Source organism: Magnetospirillum fulvum, assembly GCF_900108475.1.
In the GTDB taxonomy this organism is placed as follows: Bacteria; Pseudomonadota; Alphaproteobacteria; order Rhodospirillales; family Magnetospirillaceae; genus Phaeospirillum; species Phaeospirillum fulvum_A.
In genome coordinates this window covers 210,844-236,037 of record NZ_FNWO01000001.1, presented here as the reverse complement: position 1 = coordinate 236,037, position 25,194 = coordinate 210,844, and the positions used below count along the sequence as shown (strand labels likewise).

The following is a 25,194-nucleotide window of genomic DNA, read 5'->3' as shown; positions in this document are numbered from 1 at the left end:
GCCCGGGGCTCACTCGGCCAGCCAGCGCCGACCGCCGCCACCGGGGCCGGGCGGCTGGTCGAGCAGACCGCTGGCCGACAGGCGGCGCAGCGCCCGCTCGATGAAATCGGGGATCATGAAGGCGTCGATCCCCTGGGCCTCCAGCCGCCGCTGTGCGCCCAAACCGATCCGGGCCACCACCACGGCGCGGCAATCGGCGATCAGATCAATCGTCTGCTGAATGCGGTCTTCGTCGTGACCGGGTTCGCCATCGACATCGCCCCCGCACGATGGCTGGTTCGCCCGCCGTTCGATCACCCGGATCGTCGGTCCGTCCAGGTCACAGATCACGAACTGAGTGGCTTGGCCGAAATGCTGATGAACGGTTTTGCCATCTTGGCTGGCCACGGCAACTCTGATCGACATGTCCCCTCCCGCCTGGGCTTTATCGTCCCGTTTGCGGCAACGGGACGATCACAGCTATCGGGATTGAACGCGCTCGGTGCTGCCTCTGTCAATATAATCTATATATCTACCATATTAATAATCTATCATGGCAGGTGTGCGCGACGATCACAGATCGCGCAGACGCTCCTCGTCCAGCATCCGGCTGCTATAGGATTTGACGGTATAAAGCCCCGCCACCGGGTTGTGTCCCAGCACCCGATCCTTGACCACCAGGGTCGTGGCCGGGGCTTCGGAATGGCGGAAGAACAGCGAATCGTGGCCGACGCACAAGCCCATGATGACGTTAAGGCCGGTCTTTTCGCGATTGAGCAGGCGGGCCTGAAGGATCGGATTGCAGCAGGCTTCGAACCCGCACTTGATCTTTAACTCTTCGGCGATGCCGATCTCGGACTTATCGACCGAACCGACCTTGCACAGCGCCGCCACCGTTTCAAACCCGGCTAGACGAAGGATTTTGACCAGGATTTTGGTTTCTTCGATCAGCCCAAGGCAGGTGGCGATGCCGATTTTTTCCGCCCCGATGCGGCGGGCGAAAGCGACGGTTTCCTCGACCCGGTTCAGCTTGCAGTAATAAAGCCCTTCGACCTCGGCGGCAGCGCGGGCGATCCGGGCGTCGATATCGTCACCGCGATAAAGTTCGACCAGATCGGCCCGTTCGGCCGGATCGAGATCGACGGTGGCGCAGAAATCGGGATAGCGCTTGTCGTGCCGATAGCAATGGAGCTGGGCGCATTCGGAGCAGGTGGCGGACTCGGGCTTGGTCATCGGTGGAAGGGTCCTGTGTCGGGGAGGGGAGGTATCATAGCCGCGTGGCGGGCAGGGCTGCTATATAAAAACATATTAACTACTAGACTGATGGCGTGTTATCGTCGCGCCCTCACGACAGAGAGTATTTCATGACCGCCCAGTCCCACGAGACCCATCTTGAGGTCGAAACCAGCGTCTATCTCGATATCGCCGCCCCCCGCCATATCAGCGACCGCCTTGATCTCATCGTCGCCGCGCGGGCCTTTCGGCCCCAGATCGACGATCTGCAAAGCGATTGGGTCGCCACCGTCGCCGCCCCCGCCTTCAAAATCCTGCATGGCCGTCGCGGTGCCGCCGCCTGCCGTTCGTTCTGCGCCATCGGCACCGGGGTCGGGCTCGATGCCCTAGCCGCAATCGAATTGCTGGGGGTCGAGCGGGTCGGCCTGACCGATTTGTTTGACGAGGTCGTCCAATCCGCCGCCGCCAATGTTCGCCGCAATCTGCGGCCGGGGCGGGCGGTGACGATTGAGTTCGGGGCGGGTGATCTGTTGCGGCCGTTGCAGCCATCGGGCGCGAAATTCGACCTGATTCTAGAGAATTTGCCCAATTTGCCGCTAGCCGAGGGCCAGGATCTGGGCAGGGAACGGACCAGTGCCTCGTTCGTGCCGGAACGGACCGAGGCGGTGCCGCCTTTTGTCCGCGACTGGCTGTTGGTGCTGCATTACCTTGCCTTGGTTCAGGCCCGCGAGATGCTGACCGAGGGCGGCGCGGTCGTCGCCACCCTGGGGGCGCGGCTGCCGCTCGCGATCCTGAAACGGATGGCCGAGGCGGCCGGATATCAGCCGACGATCCTGACCTATGGCTGGAAGGTTCAGGGCGTGGCCGAAGAGGTGATCGGTGCCTATGCCGCGTGGGAGCGCAAGGGCTTTGGTCCTTTCAGCTTCTATCCTGTCGCGGTGCTGGAAGATGCCTTTGCCGGTCTCGATCCGGCCGTGGCCGGGGAGCGGGCCGAGGCGATCGAGCGCGACCTCGCCCCGCACCGGCTGGATTCGGTCGCGGCCTGGGAGGCACTGACCCGGGGCGAGCGGATCGGTCATACCGTCGCCGTTCTCTATGCGACATGGCGGGCGGCGGAATGAGCGAAACCGCTTCCGGCCCGGCGTTGGCCGACCTGCTGCGGCTGCTGCGCTCTCGTTTCGAGACTGCCCGCGATCGTTCCGATGCGGTCGGTGCGGAAATCGGCACGGTGCTGGCCGGTCTCGACCAGATCGGCTCAACCCCGCTCGATTGGACTCCGACCCACCATCCGCTGATCCGCTTTCTCCCAGAGGCCGTGGACCGTCTGGCCCCGCTGGCTCCCGAGATCGCGGACGTGCTGCGCCGGATCGGGGCCGATCTGCCCTGGCGCTATGGCTATGTCGCCCGTCCCGACCAGCCGGGGCTGGAAGCGGCGATGGGCTGGGCCGAGATCGTCGGACCGGTGGCGCCGTTTCCGAGTGACCGCGTCTGTTTCGGCCTGACCCTGATCGGTCCCGACACCCATTACCTGCCGCATCGTCATCCGGCGGTCGAACTGTACCATGTTCTGAGCGGGACCGCCGCCTGGAGCGCCGAGGGCGAGACCGCCCCGCAGCCGCCGGATTCGTTCATCCTTCATCCCGCCAATCTCGTCCATGCGATGCGGACCGGGTCCGAACCGCTGCTGGCGCTGTATTCCTGGACCGGCGACGTGATTTCGCCGTCGGTGTGGGCCGATTAAGTCTTTCGATCCCGAGGAGCCGCGATGACCGTCCTCTCCCCACCTGCCCGTCACTTGGAAACCCTGGCGCTGCATGGCGGTTCGTTTCGTGCCGATCCGACCACCGGCTCGGTCGCGCCGCCGATTCATCTCACCACCTCGTTCCAGTTCCGCGATACCGAACATGCCCGCCGTCTGTTCGGGCTGGAGGAGGTCGGCTACACCTACACCCGGACGATCAATCCGTCGCGAGAGGTGCTGGAACGGCGTCTGGCGGCGCTCGAAGGCGGCGTGGCCGCCTTGGCCGTCGCCAGCGGGACCGCCGCGACCCTGTATGCGTTGCTGAGTCTGGCCGCGACCGGCGATAATCTGGTCGTCAGTGCTGACCTTGCCACCGGACGCAATGCCGGGCTGCTGCTGACCTTGCGCCGCTTCGCGATCGAGGTCCGGCTGGCCGATCCCACCGATCCCGCCGCCTTTGCCCGCGCCAGCGATGACCGCACCCGCGCCTGGTTCGCCGAAAGCTTAGGCTGGCCCGGTCTGCGCCCGTTTCCCATCGCGGCGGTGGCAGCGCTGGCCCACGAGGCCGGGATTCCCCTCCTGATCGAAAACAGCGCGACCCCGCTGTCGCTCCGTCCGCTGGCGTTGGGGGCGGCGGTGACGATCTATTCCGCCAGTGAGTTCATCGGCGGTCATGGTGTCGCGATCGGCGGACTCATCATTGATGGCGGCGGCTTCGATTGGGAGGCGGCGGGGGCGCGTCTGCCCACCCTCAACACGCCCGACCCGTCTTATCACGGCATTGTGTGGTCAGAGGTGGTCAAGCAATGGAAGGCGTCGCCGCTGATCGCCCGCGCCAGGGGCGGGCTGTTGCGCGATTTTGGCGGCGCGATCAGTCCGTTGATCGTCTTCCAACTGATCCAGGGGCTGGAGACGCTGCCGTTGCGGATTCGCCACCACGTCGCCCATGCCGAGCAAATCGCGGCGCGTCTGGCCGCCCATCCCAAGGTCTCGAACCTGCAAGGCGGGATCGGCGGGCTGATCGCCTTCGATCTGCCCGGCTCAGCCGAGGCGGCGCGTTTTATCGATGCGCTAGCACTGTTGGGGCGGTCCAGTTCCTTTGGCGATGCCCGCAGCGCGGTGGTTCTGCCCGCTCTGGCCCCGGCTCGGATTGTGCTGTCGATCGGCCTCGAACATCTAGACGATATCGAGGCCGACCTTACCCAGGCATTGGACCGGGTCTAACGCCCGGCGAAGACGGGCGGCCGCTTGGCCTTGAAGGCGGCCAGCCCTTCCTCGATATCCGCGCTGAAGGTGACGGCATCGACCTCGCGCCGGGCCAGCCCGGCCAGTTCTGATGGCCCCTTGGGCAGGGTGCGGCCGACAAAGCGCTTCAATTGCGCCAGCACCAGGGGGGCGTTGGCGGCCAGCTTGCGGGCATATTCAAGCGCGGCGTCAAGCTGCTGTCCGGCCGGAACCACCTTGTTGACCAGACCGATCTCGTAGGCCCGCTGGGCCTCGAGTGGGTCGCCGACCAGCACCAGTTCCATCACCGCCTTGTGCGGCACCCGCGCTGCCAGCGAGGCGATCAGCCCGCCGCTGAAGCCGACCTTCGCCTCGGGATAGACGAACTTGGTGTCGTCGGCGGCGACCGCCAGATCGGCATATTGAACGAACAGCAGACCGCCGCCGACCACCCATCCCGACACCGCCGCGATCACCGGCTTGCTCACTTCGACTCCGATGCCGGGTACCGCCCGCCACAGATCGTGGGGAATGTCGTCAAGATCGGCCCCGGCAGTAAAGGCGCGGTCGCCGTTGGCGGTGATGATCGCGACGCGGTCGTCACTGGCTTCAAAGGCGCGCCACGCCGCGTTCAAGTGCTCGACCACCTCTTTGGTCAGCGCATTGCGCTTGTCGGGGCGGTTCAAGGTAATGATGAAGACCCGGTCCTCGGACCGGGTCAGCACAACGGGTTCGCTCATCGGTTTACTGCTCCTCCAGGGCTTGCAGGGATGTCGTCTTGGATATCGGCCGGGGGCTGCGTCAGGGAGCGGCATCGCCCGAACGGCATCGGATTGATGCTCCTGACGATGGGAGAAAATGGATCACGATTGCGCCGGAACGATCTCGACCAGCTTGGTTTTCTGGTTCGAGCGCGGCAACGTCCCGAACGGCACCACCGTCACGGCGGGACGCAGCGCCAGGATGTCGCGGCTGCGCTGCTCGATGGCGCGGGCCAGCCCGTCCCATTCGTCGGCGGGCATCGTTTCGGCGGCTTCGACCACTACTTTCAGCGGCGGATTGACCCGGGGCGGCGGCCCATCGAGGCGAATCCGCAACTGGCCCGAGACATGGGGCAGGAAGCCGGTGACGATGTCCTGAAGCGCCGAGGGATAGACCTTCACCCCCTTGACGTTCAGCATGTCGTCGGCCCGCCCGATGATCTCGATCCGCGATCCGAACTGGCCGCAGCTGGGGCATTCGCCGACATGCAGGCGCAAGATGTCGCCGGTCGCATTGCGGAAGGCCGGCGCCGCTTCGTAGTCCAGCGCGGTGTGCAGGGCTTCGCCGACCGCGCCGTCTTTCAACTCGATCGGAGCGCGGGTGACGGGATCGACCAGATCGTAGCGGAAGCAATAATCCTCGGCGAGGTGATGCATCCCGTGCCAGCCGGTGCCGCAGGAAATGGTCCCGTTGTGCCACGCGCCGCCGGTCACGTCGAAAATGCGGGCGCCATAGGCTTCGGTCACTCGGTCGCGGAAGGCGGGCAGGCCGACCCCCGGCTCGCCCGAGCAGAACAGGATTTCGATGCCAAGGGCACCGACCGGCTTGCCGATCTCGTCCGGGGCGCGCTCGATCAATTGCGCGACCAGCGACGGCGTCGCGAACAGGGCGCGCGGCCGGGTCATCTCGATATAACGCAGGATTTTGGAAATGCCCCCCTCGGCCCCGACCGCGACGGGACGGGCACCATAGGCTTCGAGCGCCTGCATGAAGGTGATTCCGGCCAGCCACAGCGACAGGCCAAAGGCGTGAAAGGTGGTGTCGCCCGGCCGGACCCCGGCGACCGCGAACAAGCGGGCCAGGATCTCGTTGGTGATCGCCTGATCCTTGCGGGTGAAGGCGTACCAGGTCGGCTGTCCGGTGGTGCCTGAGGTCGCCGCCAGATGAATCACGTCCTTTAAGGGCGCAGTCAGATGCAGCCCGAACGGATGGCCGTAGCGGGCCAGAGACTCTTCCTGCGAGGCGCGGTGGCTGGCCTTATCCATGAACGGGGGCAGGGCACGGAAATCGTCAAAGCTGCGGATATCGTCGGGCGAGGTCACCCCGGCAGCGATGAAGCGAGGGCGGAAATAGTCTTCATTTCCCCACAGATAGGCGATCTGCCGCTTCAGTTTTTCAAAGCGGCGGCTGTTCAGTTCGGCGAGATATTCTCCGGGGTCGCGGGTCGGAACATTGAAGTGATGCATGGACTTAGACCGTTTTCAGGAAGCGTTGGACGAAGTTGGGATAAAGCTCGGTCAGCCCTGCCGCGACCGGCCCGCGCAGCAGCACCAAAGCGGCGGCGTCAGGCGGCGGCGTCTCGCCGACCGAAGGGTCGGTGTCGAAGGCAAAGCCGGTCTCGGCCCGGATCGAGTCGATTGTCTCGCCGGGATGAACCGACAGCAGGGTGAAGCCGCCCCGGTCGTGGTCGAAGCGGAACAAGGCGCGTCCGGTCAGCAGATGGGACGGCCCGCCCGGGCGGTAGGTTCCGGTCGGGCCGCGTCCCGCCGCGCTGATGAAATCGACCTGGGGCACCAGGACGCGGGGGCTGTGCTCCTCGCGAAACAGCACCAGATTGGGCACCAGCGAGGCGAGATAGGCCGAGCCGTAACAACCGGGAAAGCGGACCCGACTGGTGGGATAGCCGCCGATTCCAACCAGATTGACGTTTCCGGCTCCATCGATCTGGCCGCCACCAAGGATGAAGCTGTCCAATCGCCCCTGGGCGGCGAAATCGAACAATTCGACTCCGCCGCTGGTGAACGGATTGGTGCGGGACGAGCCGAGCAGCGATACCGTCATCGGCTGGCGCGCCGCCAGATTGGCCAGCACGGCGGCGGCGGCGGGGATCGGCGAAGACGTCCCCACCGCGACGGTTCGCGACCCGGCCAGCAGGCGGGCGAGGGTGGCGGCCAGAAATTCGGCCGAGGAAAACCGGCCGGTCATGCCAGCCACTCGGCGAGAAGGGCGGCAAAGCCGTCCTGGCTGCGGCTGGCCTCGGCATAGCGCTCCAGGGCCGCATCGTCGGCGGGGGTGTGGCCGTCATAGGCCAGCGGTTTTGTCCCGCCCGGGACCAGCGCGACCTGTTCGATATACAGATGCGGGATCGTTCCGGCGGCGCGGAGCGGATCGGCCAGCAAATCGCCGTCATAGATCGCTTCGACCGTCACCAGGGTGCGGCGCGCCGCCTGGGCCAGGGTCAGCAACTCGCGGCGCACTCCCACCCAGACATTGCCGAAACGGTCGGCCAGCGCGGCATGAAACAGGGCCACGTCGGGGTGAATGGCGGGAACGAGGACGATCGGATCGCTGTCCTCGGTCAGGGGGTTCTGGATCACTGTCCAGTCGGGACGGTGGCGCAACAGGTCGCTGCCGAGGATGCCGCGCAGGGGCAGGAAGGGAACTCCCTTGGCGGCGGCCTGGAATCCGGCATGAAGCGCGGGACAGGTCGCGTCCTTGATCTTCAGCGTACCCGCGCTGATCGCGGCGCGGAAGCGATGGGCCATCCCGTGTTCGCCCAAGGCCACACCGGCCGTTTCGATTTCGGCAACGGCCCCGGCTCCGATCAGCAGATCGGCCTGAAGCCCGGAGGTCGGCGCGGTCACCAGACGCAGATCACGGACGCCCCGGCGCAGCAGAGCCAGGCTGGCGGCAATCGCCGGTCCACCGTAATCGGCGGGAATCGCCAGCAAGGATCGGCTGGGAATGGCGGCGGCCAGATCGTCGAGACCAACCCGTTTATCGGGGCGGGGACTCATGTCGGGCAGGAACGGGGTGGTGCGATTCCGAGGGTGACGGCACGGGGCACCGCAAATCTCCTTTAAAACTTCAATCTAGTAGACTACAAGATAAATGGCGCCGTCAAGACCTCCTGTCCCGCCCCGTGACAAGGGCGGGGCGATCGCAACGCTTCCCGCCGGGACGAAGCCCTGCCTGCATGACCCGATTCCGCCTGATCTCGTGGTTTGGATTGGTCCTGATCGTCTTTCAGGTGGCGGCGGCTGCGCTGATGCCGACGGTGACGGTGGCGAGCGTTCAGGACCGGGCAATGGCGGAGGGGCCGATCTGCGGGACGCAACGGCAGGCGCCAACGGAAGCCCCCATTCTCCCCGCCGGACAGGCCGATTGCGTCCATTGCCTGTTCTGCCTGCCGCTGTTGCAGGGCCATCTTGCTCTGACGGAAGAGGTGGCGGTGCCAGTGCCCGGTCCGCGCTGGGACATGGCGGTGGCGCGGCCCCCTGCGATGGTGCCGGTTCAGCCCGAACCTGTCCGCCCCTGGGCTCCGCCCCGGGCCCCGCCGGGCGTTTGACGCCTCGCTGATCGTCGCCCCGAACGCAGATTTTCGAACGGACCTCCCGTTGTCCGCGCGTCAAGGATTCCCGATGCCGCATCGTCTTTTCGCGGAGCACCTCCGCCTGTCCGCCGCCGCTGTCGCCCTTTTGTCGGGGATGGCCGCTTTTCCCATGGAACGGGCGATAGCCCAGACCGCGACCGAACTTCCCCCCCTTCCGGTCGATGCCGAGACATCGACGGAGTATCGGACTCAATCGACCACCACTCTTGAGGGCGAAGCCTTGGCCGCCCGCCGTGCCTTCGTCAGCGATACCGCCGCTGTGCTGGGCACGATTCCCGGCGTGGACTCCGCCACCGGTGGTGGTGTTTCCGGTCTGCCGACGGTGCGTGGCCTGGGCGACGACCGCAACCGGGTTCTGATCGACGGCATGCCGCTGAGTTCGGCCTGCCCCAATCATATGAACCCGGCGACCTCCTATATCGACCCGAGCCGGATCGGCAGTATCGACGTCGTGGCCGGGATCACCCCGGTCAGCCAGGGCGGCGACAGCAGCGGCTCGACGATCGCGGTCAAATCGGCTTCGCCGGTGTTTGCTGCGCCGAACGAAGGCGTTCACACCGAAGGCAGTCTGTCCTCGTTCTATCGCAGCAATGCCCGCACACTGTCCGGTGCGGTGTCGGGCACGGTGGCGACCGAGGATGTCAGCCTCGGCTATACCGGATCGGGGGTGCGGGCGCGCAATTACCAGGACGGCAACGGCAACCGCGTCGGCGTCAGTCAGTATGCCGCCCTCAACCACGCCGCCACCCTGGCCGCGCGCGGAGACGGCACCTTGTTCACCCTTCAGGGCGGCCAGCAATTCATCCCCTATGAGGGCTATCCCAACCAGCGGATGGATCTGCTGTGGAACCGCAGTACGTTTCTCAATTCAAGCCTGAACAAGGCATTCGATTGGGGAACGCTGGAGACCCGGCTCTATTGGCAGAAGGTCGAGCATTTCATGAACTTCCTGCCGGAGAAGAGTGCGACCGGCAGCATGCCGATGTACACGGCGGGGCGCGATCTCGGTTATTCGGTCAAGGGCGAGATTCCGTTGACGGCCACCGATCTGCTGCGGGTCGGCCACGAATTGCACAGCACCACGCTGAACGATTGGTGGCCCGCCGCTGGGATGATGGGGCCGAACACCTTCATCAACATCAAGGACGGCAGCCGTGACGTGTTCGGCACCTATGCCGAGTGGCAACGCTCGTGGAGTCCGCAATGGACGACGTTGTTCGGGCTCAGGAACGACACCGTGCTGATGAATGCCGGGCGAGTGCAGGGCTATAGCTCTATGGCGACTTATGCTGCCGACGCCGCCGCGTTCAACGCCCGCGACCATCACACCACCGACATCAATTTCGATGTGACCGGGCTGGTCCGCTTCGAGCCCGCTTCGGACTCGACCTATGAGGCTGGCCTGTCGCGCAAGACCCGCTCGCCTAATCTGTATGAACGCTATTCCTGGTCGGCGGATGGCATGGCCAGTTCGATGGTGACGTGGTTCGGCGATGGCAACGGTTATATCGGTGACGTCAATCTGAAACCGGAAACCGCCTACACCGCCAGTATCAGCGGCGATTGGCACGACGAAGCGCGGGACGATTGGGGGATCAAGGCGACGCCCTACATCACCTATGTCCGCGATTACATCGATGTCGACAAGGTGAAGGATTACACTGGCCGTCCCGCGCGCACGGGCTTTTCGCTGTATCGCTTCGCCAACCATGACGCGCTGCTGTATGGCGTCGATCTCGGTGGGCGCAAGCGACTGGCGGTCAGCGAATCCTATGGCCGGTTCGATCTGACCGGGGCACTGGGGTGGGTCCAGGGCGAGCGGCTCAATACCGGAGACAGCCTCTATCACCTGATGCCAATCAACGCCAAGATCGGTCTGGATCAGAAAATCGGCCGGTGGAGCAACGGGATCGAGGCCCGTCTGGTCGGTCGTTCCACCGACGTCAGCACCCTGCGCCACCAGCCGGTGACGCCGGAATATGCGGTGTTCGATCTGCGCAGTTCTTACGATATCGAGGTGATCCGCGTCGATTTCGGGATCACCAATCTGTTCGATACCCAGTATTACGCGCCTCTGGGCGGGGTCGATTACATCGGGTTCAGCCAAAGCGGGTGGAGTCAGCCCTATGGGCCGCTCGCCTCGCCGGGACGCTCGTTCAACGCCGGACTCACGGTCCGGTTCTGATGACCTCCGACCGGATCGGTTGGGGATGGCGGTCTTTTGGCCTGGGCGTGCTGCTGTCTCTGGCGGGACATGCGGCGGTGCTGGCCTGGATCGTCGCCGCCTCGACCGCTCCGGTCGGGCCGAGCCAAGGTGATCCGGCGATCTTGGTCGAGATCGTGCTGACACCGCCTGCCGTTGCCCCTGCCGAGCCGTCCCGTCCGCCAGAGGTTGTTCCGCCCCGTCCGGCGACGATGGCGGCGCGTCCGCATCGGGTCATGACGGCAGCGCCCCCGGTGAAACCGGCACCGGCACCGGTGGGGGCGGGGGAGTCGGACCCGTTGGTGCCTGACACCGCGCTCGCTTCGGTGGGTCCGGCGAGCGCTTCTGTCTCGCCCACCGATTCCGCCCCGGTGCTCCCCGACCGAGACGAGGCGGCGGAGGTGCGCCGCTATGCCGAAGCGGTCTGGACCCATCTTCTCGCCCACCGGCCACGCGGGGTGCGTCGGCGCGGCACGGTTTTGCTGGCTTTTACGGTGTCGCGGGATGGGACAGTGATCCAGGCGGCTATCGTCCGCTCCAGTGGCGAAGAACTGTTGGATCGGGCGGTGCTGGCCGGACTGGCCGCCGCCGCGCCCTTTCCCTCGCCGCCGGACGCAATCGGCGACACGGCCTTGAGCTTCAGCGTGCCGGTCCAGGTCCGGTGAGTTGCGCCAATAAAACAACAAGTCTACTAGATATTCGAATTATGATGGGGCAGAGTGATCCGTCTCGTCCTGATCGCAGCGGAAGTTTCTGGTATGCCGTCTCCCAATCATCTGTCTCGCCTTGGATTTTTGGGCCGCGTCCTGCTCGTCGTCGTCCTGCTCCAGGCTGCCCTGATCGGGCTGGCGACGCTGCGCAGCGGTCATTGGCCCGACAATGTGCGGGTTCATCCCTGGGCCGACAATCTTCGTATCGTTCTGACTCATACCCCCCGGCTTGGGATGGCCCTGCCGGTTGTGCTGCGCGAGCCGCTGTTCGAGGTGCGCCGCTCGATGCCGGATACGCCCCTTCCGGAATGGTCTCTACACTTCCTTCCCGCCAATCTGTTGGCGAGCGCTCTGGTCGTGGCGATCTGGCTGGCGGCACGTCGGCACCGACAGCGGATCCGCGTTTCGTCCGCCTTGATCAATCCCGGGGCGATGATCGTCACCCTTTGCCTGACCAGTCTGGGGTGGGTGGCATGTTGCATCGCGCCCAGTTGGGCAGTCGCGGTGGCGATGGTCGGGCTTCCGGTCGATCTGGCTCTTTCCCTGGCCCCGCTCGGCCCGGTTCTGGGTGGGGTAGGGCTGACGATGATCGCCCTGGGCCTCCTGATTCAATGGAGCCGGGAGTCCCGCCTGGAGCGAGCGCGGAGCGGCTAACAGATTACCATTCTACTAGTCTATTGACTCGGTGGGGTAATGAGTGGTCATATCCGACTGTCCGGTTGCTGACGACCCTGATCACAATGGGAATCCTGCCATGGCCGATATCTCGATCCCCCTTTCGCGCCGCTCCGTTCTGATTGGTGCCGCCGCGGCCGGGATTGCTGCCCCACTGGGTGGGGGCGCCTTTGCCCAATCCGTCGCGTCCACCGCCGAGTTGAAGCCGATCCGCTTCGCCTGGAACGCCAACGCCGCCTGCCTGGCGCCGGTCGCCCTGGCCAAAAGCAGCGGTTTGTTCAAGAAGCATGGCCTTGATGTCGAGTTGATCAATTTCGCCGGATCGACCGATCAATTGCTGGAAACCTTGGCCACCGGCAAGGCCGATGCTGCCGTCGGCATGGCGTTGCGCTGGATCAAGCCGCTCGAACAAGGCTTCGATGTCAAACTGGTCGGCGGCACTCATGGCGGCTGCCTGCGGTTGCTGGGGGTCCAGGGCACCGGCGTGACCGAGGATATCACCAGCCTGAAGGGCAAGACGGTCGGCACCCCCGATCTGGGCGGGCCGGACAAGAATTTCTTCTCGCTGCTGGCGCAAAAGCGCGGGCTTGACCCGGTCAAGGACATCAATTGGCGGCAATATCCCGCCGATCTTTTGCCGCTGGCGGCGGAAAAGGGAGAAATTCAGGCCCTCAGCCATTCCGATCCGCTGACCTGGCTGTTCCTCAAGCGCTATCCCAATCTGTTCGAGGTCGCGACCAACCTGAACGGGGAATATGCCAACCGGCTGTGCTGCCTAGTTGGCGTGCGCGGCTCGTTGCTGCGCCAGGACAAGCCGACGGCGGGCCGGATTTACCGGGCCCTGCTCGACGCCCAGACCCTGACCAACAACGAACCGCGTCTGGCCGCCGAAGCGTTCCAGCCTTATTCGCCCAAAAGCAGCGTCGAGGATCTGATCGCGATGCTGAAGACCCACACCCACGGTCATTCCCCGGTCGGCACCGCCTTCCGTCAGGAAATCGTCCTCTATGCCGAGGAATTGAAACAGATCAACGTATTGAAGCCGACGACCGATCCGCAGAAATATGCGGACCGGGTCTATGTCGATGTGTTGGGCTGATCCGATGGAAACCGCCAACACTCTGGTCCTGCGCGGCGGAGCGAAAGCGGCTCCGCACCGGACCATCCCCGCCGTCGGGACCAATTACGCCCCCTGGTATGGCGGGCTGTTGGCAGGTTTGGCCTGGCTGGCGGCCGCCCTGGTGACGGGGGCGTGGGACGACGTCAATGAATGGACCTATACCGCGCAGCTTGCCGCGATTGAGGCGGCGATCGGCGGGGTGCTGCTTGCCGTCGGTCTGGCGGGCTCTCTAAGTGGTCCTGTGCTCGCGCGGGTTAAGACCTCTGGCGCGTGGCTGGTCGCGCTCGGTCTGGCCGCAACCGGCTGGGAAGCGGTGACCGCGAAGCTGATGTGGCTGCCGCCGCCCTTCTTCGTGCCGCCGCAGGGGCTGCTGGAAGCCTATCTCGATGATTGGCCCCGTCTGTTCGAATGCGCCTATCACTCGATTGCGCTGTTGGGAGTCGGCTTCGCGTTTGGCGCGGCAACCGGTTTCGTCGTCGGGGTGTCGATCGGCTGGTCGCGGGCCGCCGCCTATTGGGGCCATCCGATCCTGCGGCTGATCGGGCCGCTGCCGCCGGTCGCCTGGTTGCCGGTCGCCTTTTTCCTGTTTCCCTCCAGCTGGAGCGCCAGCGTGTTCCTGATCGCCTTGGCGACGGGGATTCCGGTCGCGATCCTGACCTGGTCGGGAGTCTCCAGCGTGCCGTCGAGCTATTACGACATCGCCCGCACCCTGGGGGGCAAGGAGCGCTTTCTGGTGCTGCGGGTCGCCATTCCGGCGGCGCTGCCCCACGTCTTCGTCGGCCTGTTCATGGGGCTGACCAGCGCCTTCGTCGTCCTGGTCGTCGCCGAGATGATGGGGGTCAAGGCCGGCCTTGGCTGGTATCTGCAATGGGCGCAGGGGTGGGCGGCCTATGGCAACATGTATGCCGCGCTGCTGGTGATGGCGGTGGTGTGCTCCTCGCTGGTCACCTTGTTGTTCAAGGTCCGTAACCACCTGTTATCCTGGCAAAAGGGGCTGGTCAGATGGTAGCGCTCGCCCAAGCCGAACCGGCGGTTCTGCCCGGCATGGCGGTGTCGATCGAGCATGTCGATCACAGCTTCGACCTCGACGGTCAGGTGCTGCCGGTTCTGTCCGATGTCTCTCTTGATATTCAACCGGGCGAGTTCGTCGCCCTGCTAGGCCCCAGCGGGTGCGGCAAATCGACCCTGCTGCGCCTTGTCGCCGGGTTGGACACGCCGAAATCGGGCAGCATCGAGGCCGACGGCCTCCCGATTGCCGGGCCGGACCCGTCGCGGGTGGTGGTGTTCCAGGACCCGACCCTGTATCCCTGGCGCACTGTGCACGACAATGTCGCCCTTGGCCTCCAGGCCCAGGGGCTGCTGAAAAGCCATCGCCACCGCATCGGCGAGGCGATTTCGCTGGTCGGGCTGGACGGGTTCGCCAAGGCGTTTCCTCAGCAATTGTCGGGCGGCATGGCCCAGCGCGCCGCGCTGGCCCGCGCCCTGGTCAACGATCCCCGCCTGCTGATCCTCGACGAGCCGCTGGGCAAGCTCGATTCGATCACCCGGATTTCGATGCAGTCGGAGCTGGTGGCGCTGTGGCAGCGCTCCAACTTCACCACCTTGCTGGTCACCCACGATATCGAGGAAGCCCTGTTCATGGCGACCCGGTTGGTGGTGTTCAGCGGCCGCCCGGCGCGGATCAAGGCTGATATCGTGATCGAGCGGCCTTACCCCCGTCACCGCAGCGATCCCTATCTGACCGGATTGAGGCATAAGGCGATGGAATTGCTGGGATTGGCCGAGACATGGTGACGCGCGCACACGATTCCGAGAGCGCCGATTTCGTGATCGTCGGCGGCGGGTCGGCCGGATGCGTCCTGGCCGACCGGCTGAGCGCCAACGGTCTGTACCGAGTGGTGCTGATCGAAGCCGGGGGAGCCGGTCGGCATCCCTCTTTCCACATTCCGGTCGGCTATGTGTGGAACCGCACCCACCCACGCGGCAATTGGCTGTACCGCACCGACCCCCAGCCCGGCACCCGCTTCCGCCAGATTTCCTGGCCGCGCGGCAAGGTTCTGGGCGGGTCTTCGGCGATCAACGGCTTGCTGTACATCCGAGGGCAGGCCGAGGATTACGATGATTGGCGGGCGCTGGGCAATCCCGGCTGGGGCTGGAGCGATCTGCTGCCCTATTTCATCCGGGCCGAGGATCAGCAGCGCGGCGCCGATCCGTTTCATGGCATTGGCGGGCCGTTGGCGGTCAGCGATCCCAGCCTGCGCCATCCGCTCTCGGCGGCACTGATCGACGCCGCCGAGCAAGCCGGTCTGCCCCGGACCGACGATTTCAACGGCAGCCGGGCCGATGGAGCCGGGTATTTCCAGCAGACTGTCCGCCATGGTCGCCGTTATAGCACCGCCGTCGCCTATCTGCGGCGGGCGCGGCGGCGCAAGAATTTGCGGATCATCACCGACGCTCATGTCACCGCTTTGTCGTTCGAGGGGCGGCGGGTGGTCGGGCTGCGCTTCCTGCGCCAAGGCCACGAGGAAGAGATCCGGGCCGGGCGTGAGGTGATCTTGAGCGCGGGAGCGATCGGTTCGCCGCAGATTCTTCAGCTTTCGGGAATAGGCCCGGCCGAGATCCTGAGCGGACACGGGATCGCGATCCGCTCCAATCTGCGCGGCGTCGGCGCCAATCTTCAGGATCATTATATCGTCGATCTGAAATACCGGGTGCGCCACGCGGTGACGGTCAACCAGCAATCCCGCTGGCCCCGGCTGGGGTGGGAGATTGCCCGTTATCTGTTCGGCGGACGCGGGCTGTTGAGCGCGAGTGCCGCCCAGGTCAATCTGGTTGCCGCCAGCGGCATTGACGGTCTCCGCCCCGACATTCAGTTCCATTACATGCCCGCGACACTCGATCCCCGCAGCAACGAACTGGAGCGCCAGCCGGGGATTACCCTGGGGCCGTGCCAGCTTCGCCCCGAAAGCCGGGGCTCGATCACGATCGCCTCGCCCGACCCGTTGCGGCCCCCGTCGATTCGGCCTAACTATCTCGACGCCGAGCGCGATCGCGCCACTTTGGTTCGGGCGCTGGGATTGGGCCGCGCCATCGCCGCGCAACCGGCCCTGGCCCCGTTCCTGGTCGATGAGACCTCGCCCGGTTCCGGAATTGTCAGCGATGACGATCTGCTTGAGTTCGCGCGGGAGAGCGGGCGGACCCTCTACCATCCCGCCGGAACCTGCAAGATGGGGCGGGGCGCCGAGGCGGTGGTCGATGCCCGATTGCGGGTTCATGGCATCGGCGGCCTGCGCGTCGTCGATGCCTCGATCATGCCGATTCTGGTCTCGGGGAACACCAATGCGCCGGTGATCGCGATTGCCGAACGCGCCGCCGATCTGATCCTCGCCGACGCCAGCGCGGCCTGAGCGCCAAGGCTCCGACGGGGGAGGGGCGGGCGTCGCCTCGTCCCCCGTCGGCTTTGCTGATGCGCTATTTCGCCTTCGGGCGGGTCAGCGCGGCCCCCGGCCAGAAGCGGGGGCGGGCGGCGATATATTGCGGCGGGGTGGCCAGTTCGACCCCCAGCGCCTCGGCGGCGCGCCAGGTCCAGCGCGGATCGTCGAGGAAGCCGCGCCCGATCGCGATCAGATCGGCGTCGCCGTCCTGCAAGGTCGCCTCGGCGTCGAGGCCGGACGCGATCAGCCCGACGGCGCGGGTGACGAGGCCGGTTTCGGCGCGAATGCGACGGGCGAACGGGCGCTGGTAGCCCGGTCCGACCGGCACCTTGGCGTCGGGCACCAACCCGCCGGTCGAGACGCAGACATAATCGATTCCGGCGTCGCGGAACGCCTGCGCATAAATCACCGCCTCGTCGATATCCCAGCCGCCCTCGGCCCAATCGGTGGCGCTGATGCGGATGCCGAGCGGCTTATCCGCTGGCCATGCTTGGCGCAGCGCTGCCACCACTTCGAGCGGGAAGCGCATCCGGTTGTCGAGCGAGCCGCCATAACGGTCGGTGCGACGGTTGGTCAGCGGCGACAGGAACTGGTGGAGCAGATAGCCGTGGGCCGAATGGAGTTCGATCGCGTCGATTCCGGCGCGCAAGGCCCGCTGCGCGGCCTGGACGAAGCCCTCGGTGACCCGGTCGAGATCGTCGGCGGTTGCTGCCTTGGGCGCGGGCCAGCCGGGACCGAACGCGAGGTCCGAGGCCGACAGGGTCGGCCAGCCGTCGGGAGCCGGACCGCCGCCGTCCCATGACCGCATCGCCGCCGCCTTGCGCCCGGCATGGGCGAGCTGAATCGCGACCGCGCTGGTTCCGACATGTTTCAGCGATGCGACGAGACGGGTCATCGCCGCTTCGCTCGCCTCGTCGTAAAGCCCCAGGCAATAGGCCGAAATCCGTCCTTCGGGCACCACGCCGGTGGCTTCGATCGTCACCATTCCCGGACCCGAGGCCGCCAGTGCGCCGTAATGCTGAACGTGCCAGTCCTGGGCCTGCCCGTCGCGGGCGCTGTACTGGCACATCGGAGCGACACCGACGCGGTTGGACAGCGTCAGTCCGCGCAGAGAAAGCGGCTGGAACAGGATCGGTTGGCTCATGCTACCCTCACTCGACCTTGGAAGAAGGTCAAGATGATACCGATCTGTCTCATCCGGAGCAAGCCCCGGATCAGTTCCGCCGTTTCACTCCTACCGTCAGCAGGGCGAAGCCCAGCGCCGCCGACAACAGCGAGCCGCCCAGAACGCCCAACCGGACCGGGACGTCATAGGTGGGATCGGTGAAGGCCAGGGTGCCGATGAACAGACTCATGGTAAAGCCGATCCCGGTCAGGACCGCCATCGCGTAGAGCTGGCGCGGGGTGGCACCGGCAGGCAATGCGCCGATCTTCAACGCAAGACCCAGCCCGATCGCCAGCATGATCCCAGCCTGCTTGCCCAGGAACAGCCCCAGCGCCACCCCCAGCGTAACCGGATGGGACAGTACCGCCGGATCTGCGTCGGACAGCGGGATTCCGGCATTGGCAAAAGCGAACAGCGGCAGGATCGCGAAAGTCACCCAGGGGTGCAGTGCGTGCTCGGCCCGCAACAGCGGTGGCGATTGGACCGTGCCCGCAGGCTGGCGCAGCGGGATCGTCAGCCCCAGCGCGACACCGGCCAGGGTGGCGTGAACGCCCGATTCCAGCACGAACAGCCAGAGCAGGGCCCCCACCACCAGATAGGGGAGGAGGCGGGTCACGCCCAGCCGGTTCAGCGCGATCAGGCCAGCCAGGGCGGCGGCGGCGAGCGCCAGGAAGGTCAGCGAAATCTGGGCGGTATAGAACAAAGCAATGATGATGATCGCGCCAAGGTCGTCGATGATCGCCAGCGCCAGCAGGAAGATTCGCAGCGACGGCGGGGCTCGCCGTCCGGCCAGGGCCAGCACCCCGACGGCAAAGGCGATGTCGGTGGCCGAGGAAATCGCCCAGCCCCGCATCGTCACCGGATCGCCCCAGGTGAAGCCGAGATAGACCAGCGCCGGAACAATCATCCCGCCGATCGCGGCCAGGATGGGCAGGGCGGCGCGGCGCAGGCTGGACAATTCGCCCGAAATCGCCTCGCGTTTGATCTCCAGCCCGACCAGCAGAAAGAACACCGCCATCAGGCCGTCATTGATCCAATGGTGCAGACTCTTCGACAGATCGGTTCCGCCGAGGACAAATCCCAGCGGCAGATGCAGCAGCGCCAGATATCCCGATTGAGCCGGGGAGTTCGCCAGGACCATCGCCACAATCGCGGCGGCGACCAGCAAGATACCGCCGGAAACTTCAAGTCGCAGAAAGGCACGGATCGTCGAAAGGGGCATCGGGGCTCCTTGAACTGCTGTGTTTTGCTGCTTGTGCCGAAGAAATAAGGAGAAAATGTGGTCAGCGGTCCGCCGCGCCCTGTGGTGGGGAGGTGGAATCGTTCGCCGAATTGGATTGCTGCACCTCAAGTGCGGCGCAGAACAGAACGACGGCAATCAGGGCGATCAGCCAGAAGGATTCGTTTTTCACGTCGGCGTCTCCCGTCGGTTGGTGCACCCTCCCGAACATCGGGAAGGCCGATGCGGCAGCAGATTCGAAACCATACCATCGCCCGGCAAGGGGGTAAAACTATTCGGGGAGATGGGGGGTGGGCTGCGACTCTCTCAATCCAGGGGCGCTTCTCTGTCGGGTTTGTGAGAAGTCTTTGGTAAGAATGGGGTCGATCCTTGCCCAAGATTTAATCGTTGTTACCATCAACACCATGACGGCACCATAGACTTTGTTCGAATTAACCAGACATCGATATGAAGGAAGACTTCGTAACGGATCGAGATCTGCCTTCGCTTTGACAACAGAGTTGACTCTTCATGATCGTTTGTTATTATCCGGATGTGGATGGTTTCGATATCGTCTGCTTCATTCGGATGGAGGTTGTTCATGAAACTCAGTGCTCGCAATGCCCTCAACGGTAAAGTCATCGAAATCGTTAAGGGGCAGATCGTCGCCAAGGTGAAGGTCGACGTCAGTGGACAGACCGTGACCTCGGTGATTTCGAACGAAGCCGTCGATGATCTCGACCTCAAGATCGGCGACAGCGTCCAGGCGATCATCAAATCGTCGGAAGTCATCATCGCCAAGTAGGCTTTTGCCGGCCGTTGCAGGCAATAAAGGCCCCGGAATCGTCCGGGGCCTTTTTCGTTGCGCGGGATGCGCACGGGCGGCGGTGGCGGCGCCATGGTCTAAAACGAGAAGATCCGCCTCAATGCCCAATCTATAGGCAATAAATATCACAGCCTAAATTTTGTGCTGAAATGTCAAGCGGAGCGGTCGCTTCCTTTGCCATACTCCCCCTATCGAGTGAACAGGGCGGAGGCGGCAATGCCTCGGTATGCGGTGAATGCGGGCGGCGAACGCCATGTCTTTTCCGATCTGAAGACGGTGATGGCTTGCGCCTCGCCGCTTCGGTCGGGGGACGAACTGGCCGGTCTTGCCGCCGACAGCGAATTGCGCCGTGTCGCGGCACGGATGGTGCTGGCCGATCTGCCGCTCACGGTTTTTCTGTCCGAGGCGCTGGTTCCCTATGAAGAGGACGAGGTCACCCGCCTGATCCTGGACGGACACGACGTGGCCGCCTTCGCTCCTGTCTCCCACATGACGGTGGGGCAGTTCCGCGACTGGTTGCTGTCCTATGCGGCGACGAGCGAGACACTGGCGGCGCTGGCCCCCGGTCTGACCCCGGAAATGGTCGCGGCGGTGTCGAAGCTGATGCGCAACGCCGATCTGATCGCGGTCGCGGCGAAATGCCGGGTCGTCACCGCCTTCCGCTCGACCCTCGGCCTGCCGGGGCGGCTCGGCTCCCGGCTCCAGCCCAACCACCCCACCGACGACCCGCTGGGCATCGCCGCCTCGACCCTGGACGGGCTGTTGTTCGGGATCGGCGACGCGGTGATCGGGATCAATCCGGCCACCGACAATGTTGCGGCCTGCATCACGCTTTTGTCGATGCTGGACGAGGTTCGCACCCGCTTCGACATCCCGACCCAGACCTGTGTCCTAACCCACGTCACCAACTCGATCCAGGCGATCGAACGCGGCGCCCCGCTCGATCTGGTGTTCCAGAGCATCGCCGGAACCGAAGCGGCCAACCGGGGCTTTGGCGTCTCGCTGTCGATGCTGGCCGAGGCCCAGGCGGCGGCGCTGTCGTTGCAGCGCGGCACAGTCGGCACCAACGTGATGTATTTCGAGACCGGGCAGGGCAGTGCGCTGTCAGCCGACGCCCATCACGGTCTCGACCAGCAGACTGTCGAGGTGCGGGCCTATGGCGTGGCGCGGCCGTTCTCGCCATTGCTGGTCAACACCGTCGTCGGCTTCATCGGGCCGGAATACCTCTACGATTCGAAACAGATCATCCGCGCCGGTCTTGAAGACCATTGTTGCGGCAAGCTGCTCGGCGTGCCGATGGGCGTTGACGTCTGTTACACCAATCATGCCGAGGCCGATCAGGACGACATGGATGTCCTGATGACGTTGCTGGGCACCGCCGGGGTCAATTTCGTGATCGCCGTGCCGGGGGCCGACGACGTGATGCTGAATTATCAAAGCCTCAGCTACCACGACGTGCTTGGCCTGCGCCATCTGCTCGACCTGCGTCCCGCCCCGGAATTCGACGCCTGGCTGGGCCGGATGGGGATGCTCGATTCGGTCGGTCGGCTGGCTCCGCTGGCGGCGGGCGGTCTGCCGATCACCCGCTTGCTGGGACAGGGAGCCTGATTATGGCCGACAGCCCGATTCCGCTCGATCCCTTCGCCCGCTTCCGCGCCGCCACCCGCGCCCGCATCGGTCTTGGCCGGTCCGGCGACGCCATGCCGCTGCGGCCGCTGCTCGACTTCCAACTCGCCCATGCCCAAGCCCGCGACGCGGTGCACGGTCGGGTCGATTGGGACCGCGTCGCGGCGGCCTTGCCGTCCGGTCCGGTTCTGTCCGTTCACAGCGCTGCGCCGGACCGCCAGACCTATCTGCGCCGTCCCGATCTCGGCCGCAGGCTGGACGAAACCAGCGCGGTCGGCCTTAGCGACGGCGGATGGGATCTGGCCCTGGTGATCGCCGACGGTCTGTCGGCGGCGGCGGTGCAGAGTTGGGCCGCGCCGACGATTGCCGCGATCTTCGACCGCCTGCCGGGCTGGCGGATCGCGCCGGTGGTGTTCGCCAGCCAGGCCCGCGTCGCGATCGGCGATCCGATCGGGGAAAAGCTGGGCGCGCAATTGGTGGCGGTGCTGATCGGCGAACGGCCCGGTCTGTCGGCGGCTGATTCGCTGGGGATTTACCTCACCTACGCTCCGCGCTCCGGGCGGCGGGATTCCGAGCGCAATTGTATTTCCAACATTCATGGCGGTGGCCTGTCGCCATCTCAGGCCGCCGACAAACTGGTCTGGCTGGCGCGTCAAGCCCGGCATTTGCGACTGACCGGGGTTGATCTCAAAGAAGACGCAAACCGAGCGGAACCGATCGGGCCGGGCGCTCCCCGGCTTGATCACGATGCCTAACTCGTTGCACGGCAAAGGAATATTCTCATGTCCAATCCTCCAAAAACAGAACTGAAACGAAGCCTGTCCGGCCTGCATCTGTGGGGCATCGCCGTCGGACTGGTAATCTCGGGTGAATATTTCGGCTGGTCCTATGGCTGGGCGGCGGCGGGAACCCTGGGGTTCCTGGTGACGACGATCCTGATTGCGGTGATGTACACCACCTTCATCTTCAGCTTCACCGAGCTGACCACCGCGATTCCCCATGCGGGCGGGCCGTTCGCCTATTCCTACCGCGCTTTCGGGGCTAAGGGCGGCTTCGTCGCCGGGTTCGCCACCCTGATCGAGTTCGTGTTCGCTCCGCCCGCGATCGCGCTGGCCATCGGCTCCTACCTCAACGTCCAGTTCCCCGGACTCGATCCGAAACTGGCCGCCGTCGGGGCCTATGTCGTATTCATGGGCCTCAACATCGCTGGAGTGACGATTGCCGCCACCTTCGAATTGTTGATCACCGTGCTGGCGATCATCGAATTGCTGGTGTTCATGGGCGTGGTGTCGCCCGGCTTTAGCTGGGCCAATTTCGCCCTGAACGGCTGGGCGGGCGGGTCCGGCTTCTCTTCCGAGGCGATTTCGGGCGTGTTCGCGGCGATCCCCTTCGCGATCTGGTTCTTCCTGGCGATCGAGGGTGCGGCGATGGCGGCCGAGGAAACCCGCAATCCGACCCGCACCGTTCCGGTTGCCTATATCGCGGGCATCCTGACCCTGGTGACGCTGGCGTTCGGCACGATGATCATGGCGGGCGGCGTCGGCGATTGGAGCAGCCTTGCCAACGTCAACGATCCGCTGCCCCAGGCGATGAAGATCGTTGTCGGCGACAATTCCGGCTGGCTGCACATGCTGGTGTGGATCGGTCTGTTCGGGCTGATCGCCTCGTTCCACGGCATCATCATGGGCTATTCGCGCCAGATTTTCGCCCTGGCCCGGGCCGGGTTCATGCCGCCGACCTTCGCCACCGTCAATCCGGTGACCAAGACCCCGGTCAAGGCGATCCTGGCGGGCGGCGTGGTTGGAATCGCCGCGATCTTCTCCGACAGCCTGATCGAGATCGGCGGATTGCCGCTGACCGCCAATATCGTGACGATGTCGGTGTTCGGGGCGATCGTGATGTACATCATGTCGATGGCCGCCCTGTTCAAGCTCCGCGCCAGCGAACCCAATCTGGAGCGTCCGTTCCGCGCGCCGTTCTATCCGGTGTTCCCGGCGATTGCCCTGGTGTGTGCCCTGGTGGCGCTGGTGACGATGATCTACTTCAACGTCCTGGTGTTCGCTCTGTTCTGCGGATTGTTCCTGCTCGGCTTTATCTTCTACCGCTTCACCGCCCATCTGCGGGACGGAGCCGAGGCGGACGATATGCTCGATCTGGCTCAGAACGAGGCGCGTGCTCTGGTCGATTGATCGGGTCGAAGCCTCTCTTTGGAATGCGGGTCGCCCCAATCGGGGCGACCCGTTCTCGTTTGGCTCGATGCTTGCAAGGTATTCGGGTGGAGGTGTCCGATGGCATCGGCGCGCGCGCATCATCAGCAATTTCCCCCGTCGGGGTGCCTTGAAAATAGGCAACGGAACATTCTGGCTGCCGCAGCTTCAGGCGTGGCCCGGTTTATCCTCAGCCATGGCGGACAGGCTGACACCGTGTTCAGCCGGGCCGGGGTCAGCGAGGATTGTCTGGGCAATCCGATCCTTGCCCTCGATCTGGGGGCCTATTGCGCGATGATGGAACTGGCGGCGGGCGAAACCCGGCACGACAATTTCGGGCTGTGGTTCGGCCAGCAATTCCAGCCGCATGATCTGGGCCTGATTGGCGAGATCGCCCTGGCCTCGCCGACGCTGGGGGCGGCGGTGGAGAATCTGGCGACTTTGTTTCCGTTCCATCAGCAGGCGACCGAAACCCGTTTTGTCCGCGAGGGCGAGATGCTGCGGCTGGAATACCGCATTCTCGACGGCCGCATCCTGGAGCGACGCCAGGACGCCGAACTGACGATGGGGATGTTCGCCAACGTCTTTCGCACCTGTTTGGGCCGCGATTGGGCTCCCGAAGAGGTGCAGTTCGAGCACCCCCAGCCGCTGGACTGGCGCGAACACCGCACCGCGTTTGATGCGCCGGTTCAGTTCGCTCAGCGCACCAATTGTCTGGTGTTCCGCGACCGCGATCTGGGACGGCGGATGCCGGGCGGCGATCTGGCCCGGCTGACCGGTCTGCGCGCCCACCTGATCGCGCTGGCCGGAGGCACCGGAATTACCCCGTTTCTCGACCGGGTGCGGGCGGAAATCCGCAGCCGTCTGCCCGAGGGGGCCGCCCATATCGAGGACGTCGCCGAGGGGCTGGGGCTGGCCCGCTGGACCCTCCAACGCCGTCTGGCCGAGTACGGCATCGCCTTTTCCGCTTTGGCCGAGGAAGTGCGGCGCGATCTGGCCGAGCATTATGTTCGTCAGGCGCATATTCCGTTGTCGGATCTGGCCTTTTTCCTGGGCTATTCCGAATTGTCGGCCTTTACCCGGGCGTTTTCCCGCTGGTTCGGGCTGTCGCCGTCCAAGGCCCGCGAAGTGTGGCGCTTGGGCGGCGATACCACGGCGACGCTCCCTGGACTTTGATCGTCGCAATTTTCATCGAAACGCCATCCACAGGATGGAGCGGTCGGGCTAATTTCAGGGAATGAGCGAATCGGCTTTCCCTCTTGCCCCGATCATGGCGCGAGACACCAATGGTGCGCTGGCGCTGTGGGTCTGCAATCGCTGCGGCCATGTCTATTCCCCCGCCGAGGGCGAACCGCTTCAGGGCATTCCGCCCGGCGTGCCGTTCGAGCTTCTCCCCGAAGACTGGCTGTGCCCGCATTGCGGTGCCCCGCATTCCCTTTTCATTCATTGACGGAGTC

26 protein-coding genes are annotated in these 25,194 nt (G+C 65.0%); 17 read left to right on the top strand and 9 right to left on the bottom strand.

Features of this window, described 5'->3' with window-relative positions:
* Nucleotides 1-9: 9 nt before the first annotated feature.
* On the bottom strand, nt 10-405 hold the full coding sequence (locus tag BLW40_RS01040) for a NifB/NifX family molybdenum-iron cluster-binding protein (RefSeq protein WP_074764653.1): 396 nt from the start codon (nt 403-405) through the stop codon (nt 10-12).
* 147 nt (nt 406-552) lie between these two features.
* Nucleotides 553-1,212, bottom strand: coding sequence for a DUF1847 domain-containing protein (locus BLW40_RS01035; RefSeq protein WP_074764651.1), 660 nt, complete (start codon nt 1,210-1,212; stop codon nt 553-555).
* Between the two features lie 131 nt (nt 1,213-1,343).
* Here BLW40_RS01035 and BLW40_RS01030 point away from each other — a divergent pair, with 131 nt between their 5' ends.
* From BLW40_RS01030 to BLW40_RS01020, 3 genes are read left to right on the top strand one after another with little or no spacing between them, the layout of a single operon-like run.
* Nucleotides 1,344-2,333, top strand: a complete 990-nt coding sequence (locus BLW40_RS01030) for a class I SAM-dependent methyltransferase (RefSeq protein ID WP_074764649.1) — start codon at nt 1,344-1,346, stop codon at nt 2,331-2,333.
* On the top strand, nt 2,330-2,953 hold the full coding sequence (locus BLW40_RS01025) for a dimethylsulfonioproprionate lyase family protein (protein WP_170834502.1): 624 nt from the start codon (nt 2,330-2,332) through the stop codon (nt 2,951-2,953). Before BLW40_RS01030 ends, BLW40_RS01025 begins: the two co-directional genes overlap by 4 nt.
* 24 nt (nt 2,954-2,977) lie before the next feature.
* The gene (locus BLW40_RS01020; protein WP_074764645.1) at nt 2,978-4,177 is read left to right on the top strand and encodes a PLP-dependent transferase; all 1,200 of its coding nucleotides are present in this window, start codon (nt 2,978-2,980) and stop codon (nt 4,175-4,177) included.
* Here BLW40_RS01020 and BLW40_RS01015 read toward each other — a convergent pair.
* The 4 genes from BLW40_RS01015 to BLW40_RS01000 form a co-directional block, all read right to left on the bottom strand.
* Entirely contained in the window at nt 4,174-4,917 is a 744-nt protein-coding gene (locus tag BLW40_RS01015) for an enoyl-CoA hydratase/isomerase family protein (RefSeq protein WP_074764643.1), read from the bottom strand. The two genes, BLW40_RS01020 and BLW40_RS01015, sit on opposite strands and share 4 nt — an antisense overlap.
* A gap of 123 nt (nt 4,918-5,040) precedes the next feature.
* Nucleotides 5,041-6,405, bottom strand: coding sequence for a phenylacetate--CoA ligase family protein (locus tag BLW40_RS01010; RefSeq protein WP_074764641.1), 1,365 nt, complete (start codon nt 6,403-6,405; stop codon nt 5,041-5,043).
* A 4-nt stretch (nt 6,406-6,409) separates the two neighbouring features.
* Nucleotides 6,410-7,144 (bottom strand): CoA-transferase, encoded by a 735-nt coding sequence (locus BLW40_RS01005; RefSeq protein WP_074764638.1) that lies wholly within the window; start codon nt 7,142-7,144, stop codon nt 6,410-6,412.
* Nucleotides 7,141-7,956, bottom strand: coding sequence for a CoA transferase subunit A (locus BLW40_RS01000; RefSeq protein ID WP_074764636.1), 816 nt, complete (start codon nt 7,954-7,956; stop codon nt 7,141-7,143). Before BLW40_RS01000 ends, BLW40_RS01005 begins: the two co-directional genes overlap by 4 nt.
* Before the next feature lie 179 nt (nt 7,957-8,135).
* Between BLW40_RS01000 and BLW40_RS00995 the strand changes: the two genes are divergently transcribed.
* The 8 genes from BLW40_RS00995 (at nt 8,136) to BLW40_RS00960 (ending at nt 16,667) form a co-directional block, all read left to right on the top strand.
* Nucleotides 8,136-8,507, top strand: a complete 372-nt coding sequence (locus BLW40_RS00995) for a DUF2946 family protein (protein ID WP_074764634.1) — start codon at nt 8,136-8,138, stop codon at nt 8,505-8,507.
* Between the two features lie 73 nt (nt 8,508-8,580).
* Nucleotides 8,581-10,737, top strand: a complete 2,157-nt coding sequence (locus tag BLW40_RS00990) for a TonB-dependent receptor (RefSeq protein ID WP_083386560.1) — start codon at nt 8,581-8,583, stop codon at nt 10,735-10,737.
* On the top strand, nt 10,737-11,420 hold the full coding sequence (locus BLW40_RS00985; RefSeq protein ID WP_074764633.1) for a TonB family protein: 684 nt from the start codon (nt 10,737-10,739) through the stop codon (nt 11,418-11,420). The genes BLW40_RS00990 and BLW40_RS00985 overlap by 1 nt, the downstream gene beginning before the upstream one ends.
* A gap of 93 nt (nt 11,421-11,513) precedes the next feature.
* Nucleotides 11,514-12,119, top strand: a complete 606-nt coding sequence (locus BLW40_RS00980; protein ID WP_074764631.1) for a hypothetical protein — start codon at nt 11,514-11,516, stop codon at nt 12,117-12,119.
* A 100-nt stretch (nt 12,120-12,219) separates the two neighbouring features.
* Nucleotides 12,220-13,239 (top strand): ABC transporter substrate-binding protein, encoded by a 1,020-nt coding sequence (locus BLW40_RS00975; protein WP_074764629.1) that lies wholly within the window; start codon nt 12,220-12,222, stop codon nt 13,237-13,239.
* Nucleotides 13,220-14,269, top strand: a complete 1,050-nt coding sequence (locus BLW40_RS00970; RefSeq protein ID WP_244511011.1) for an ABC transporter permease — start codon at nt 13,220-13,222, stop codon at nt 14,267-14,269. Before BLW40_RS00975 ends, BLW40_RS00970 begins: the two co-directional genes overlap by 20 nt.
* The gene (locus tag BLW40_RS00965) at nt 14,263-15,054 is read left to right on the top strand and encodes an ABC transporter ATP-binding protein (RefSeq protein ID WP_074764627.1); all 792 of its coding nucleotides are present in this window, start codon (nt 14,263-14,265) and stop codon (nt 15,052-15,054) included. The genes BLW40_RS00970 and BLW40_RS00965 overlap by 7 nt, the downstream gene beginning before the upstream one ends.
* Nucleotides 15,048-16,667: a GMC family oxidoreductase gene (locus BLW40_RS00960; protein WP_074764625.1), complete on the top strand. Its 1,620-nt coding sequence runs from the start codon at nt 15,048-15,050 to the stop codon at nt 16,665-16,667. The genes BLW40_RS00965 and BLW40_RS00960 overlap by 7 nt, the downstream gene beginning before the upstream one ends.
* A gap of 64 nt (nt 16,668-16,731) precedes the next feature.
* Here BLW40_RS00960 and BLW40_RS00955 read toward each other — a convergent pair whose 3' ends face one another.
* The 3 genes from BLW40_RS00955 to BLW40_RS18040 all read right to left on the bottom strand — a co-directional run bounded on the left by BLW40_RS00955 (nt 16,732) and on the right by BLW40_RS18040 (nt 19,271).
* Entirely contained in the window at nt 16,732-17,838 is a 1,107-nt protein-coding gene (locus tag BLW40_RS00955) for an NADH:flavin oxidoreductase/NADH oxidase (RefSeq protein ID WP_074764624.1), read from the bottom strand.
* A 70-nt stretch (nt 17,839-17,908) separates the two neighbouring features.
* Nucleotides 17,909-19,081, bottom strand: a complete 1,173-nt coding sequence (nhaA, locus tag BLW40_RS00950; RefSeq protein ID WP_074764622.1) for a Na+/H+ antiporter NhaA — start codon at nt 19,079-19,081, stop codon at nt 17,909-17,911.
* A 61-nt stretch (nt 19,082-19,142) separates the two neighbouring features.
* Nucleotides 19,143-19,271 carry a hypothetical protein gene (locus BLW40_RS18040; RefSeq protein ID WP_280139879.1) on the bottom strand — a complete coding sequence of 43 codons (129 nt, stop codon included), beginning with the start codon at nt 19,269-19,271 and terminating at the stop codon, nt 19,143-19,145.
* 408 nt (nt 19,272-19,679) lie between these two features.
* Here BLW40_RS18040 and BLW40_RS00945 point away from each other — a divergent pair, with 408 nt between their 5' ends.
* The 6 genes from BLW40_RS00945 to BLW40_RS00920 all read left to right on the top strand — a co-directional run bounded on the left by BLW40_RS00945 (nt 19,680) and on the right by BLW40_RS00920 (nt 25,187).
* Nucleotides 19,680-19,883 carry a TOBE domain-containing protein gene (locus BLW40_RS00945; protein WP_074764620.1) on the top strand — a complete coding sequence of 68 codons (204 nt, stop codon included), beginning with the start codon at nt 19,680-19,682 and terminating at the stop codon, nt 19,881-19,883.
* A 237-nt stretch (nt 19,884-20,120) separates the two neighbouring features.
* Nucleotides 20,121-21,512, top strand: coding sequence for an ethanolamine ammonia-lyase subunit EutB (locus tag BLW40_RS00940; protein ID WP_074764618.1), 1,392 nt, complete (start codon nt 20,121-20,123; stop codon nt 21,510-21,512).
* Between the two features lie 2 nt (nt 21,513-21,514).
* Nucleotides 21,515-22,285: an ethanolamine ammonia-lyase subunit EutC gene (gene eutC / locus BLW40_RS00935; protein WP_074764616.1), complete on the top strand. Its 771-nt coding sequence runs from the start codon at nt 21,515-21,517 to the stop codon at nt 22,283-22,285.
* A gap of 27 nt (nt 22,286-22,312) precedes the next feature.
* Nucleotides 22,313-23,719 (top strand): ethanolamine permease, encoded by a 1,407-nt coding sequence (gene eat / locus BLW40_RS00930; protein ID WP_074764614.1) that lies wholly within the window; start codon nt 22,313-22,315, stop codon nt 23,717-23,719.
* A gap of 192 nt (nt 23,720-23,911) precedes the next feature.
* Entirely contained in the window at nt 23,912-24,913 is a 1,002-nt protein-coding gene (gene qhpR, locus BLW40_RS00925; RefSeq protein WP_425283695.1) for an AraC-like transcriptional regulator QhpR, read from the top strand.
* Nucleotides 24,914-24,974: 61 nt separating this feature from the next.
* Nucleotides 24,975-25,187 (top strand): rubredoxin, encoded by a 213-nt coding sequence (locus BLW40_RS00920; protein ID WP_244511010.1) that lies wholly within the window; start codon nt 24,975-24,977, stop codon nt 25,185-25,187.
* The last annotated feature ends 7 nt before the right edge of the window (nt 25,188-25,194 follow it).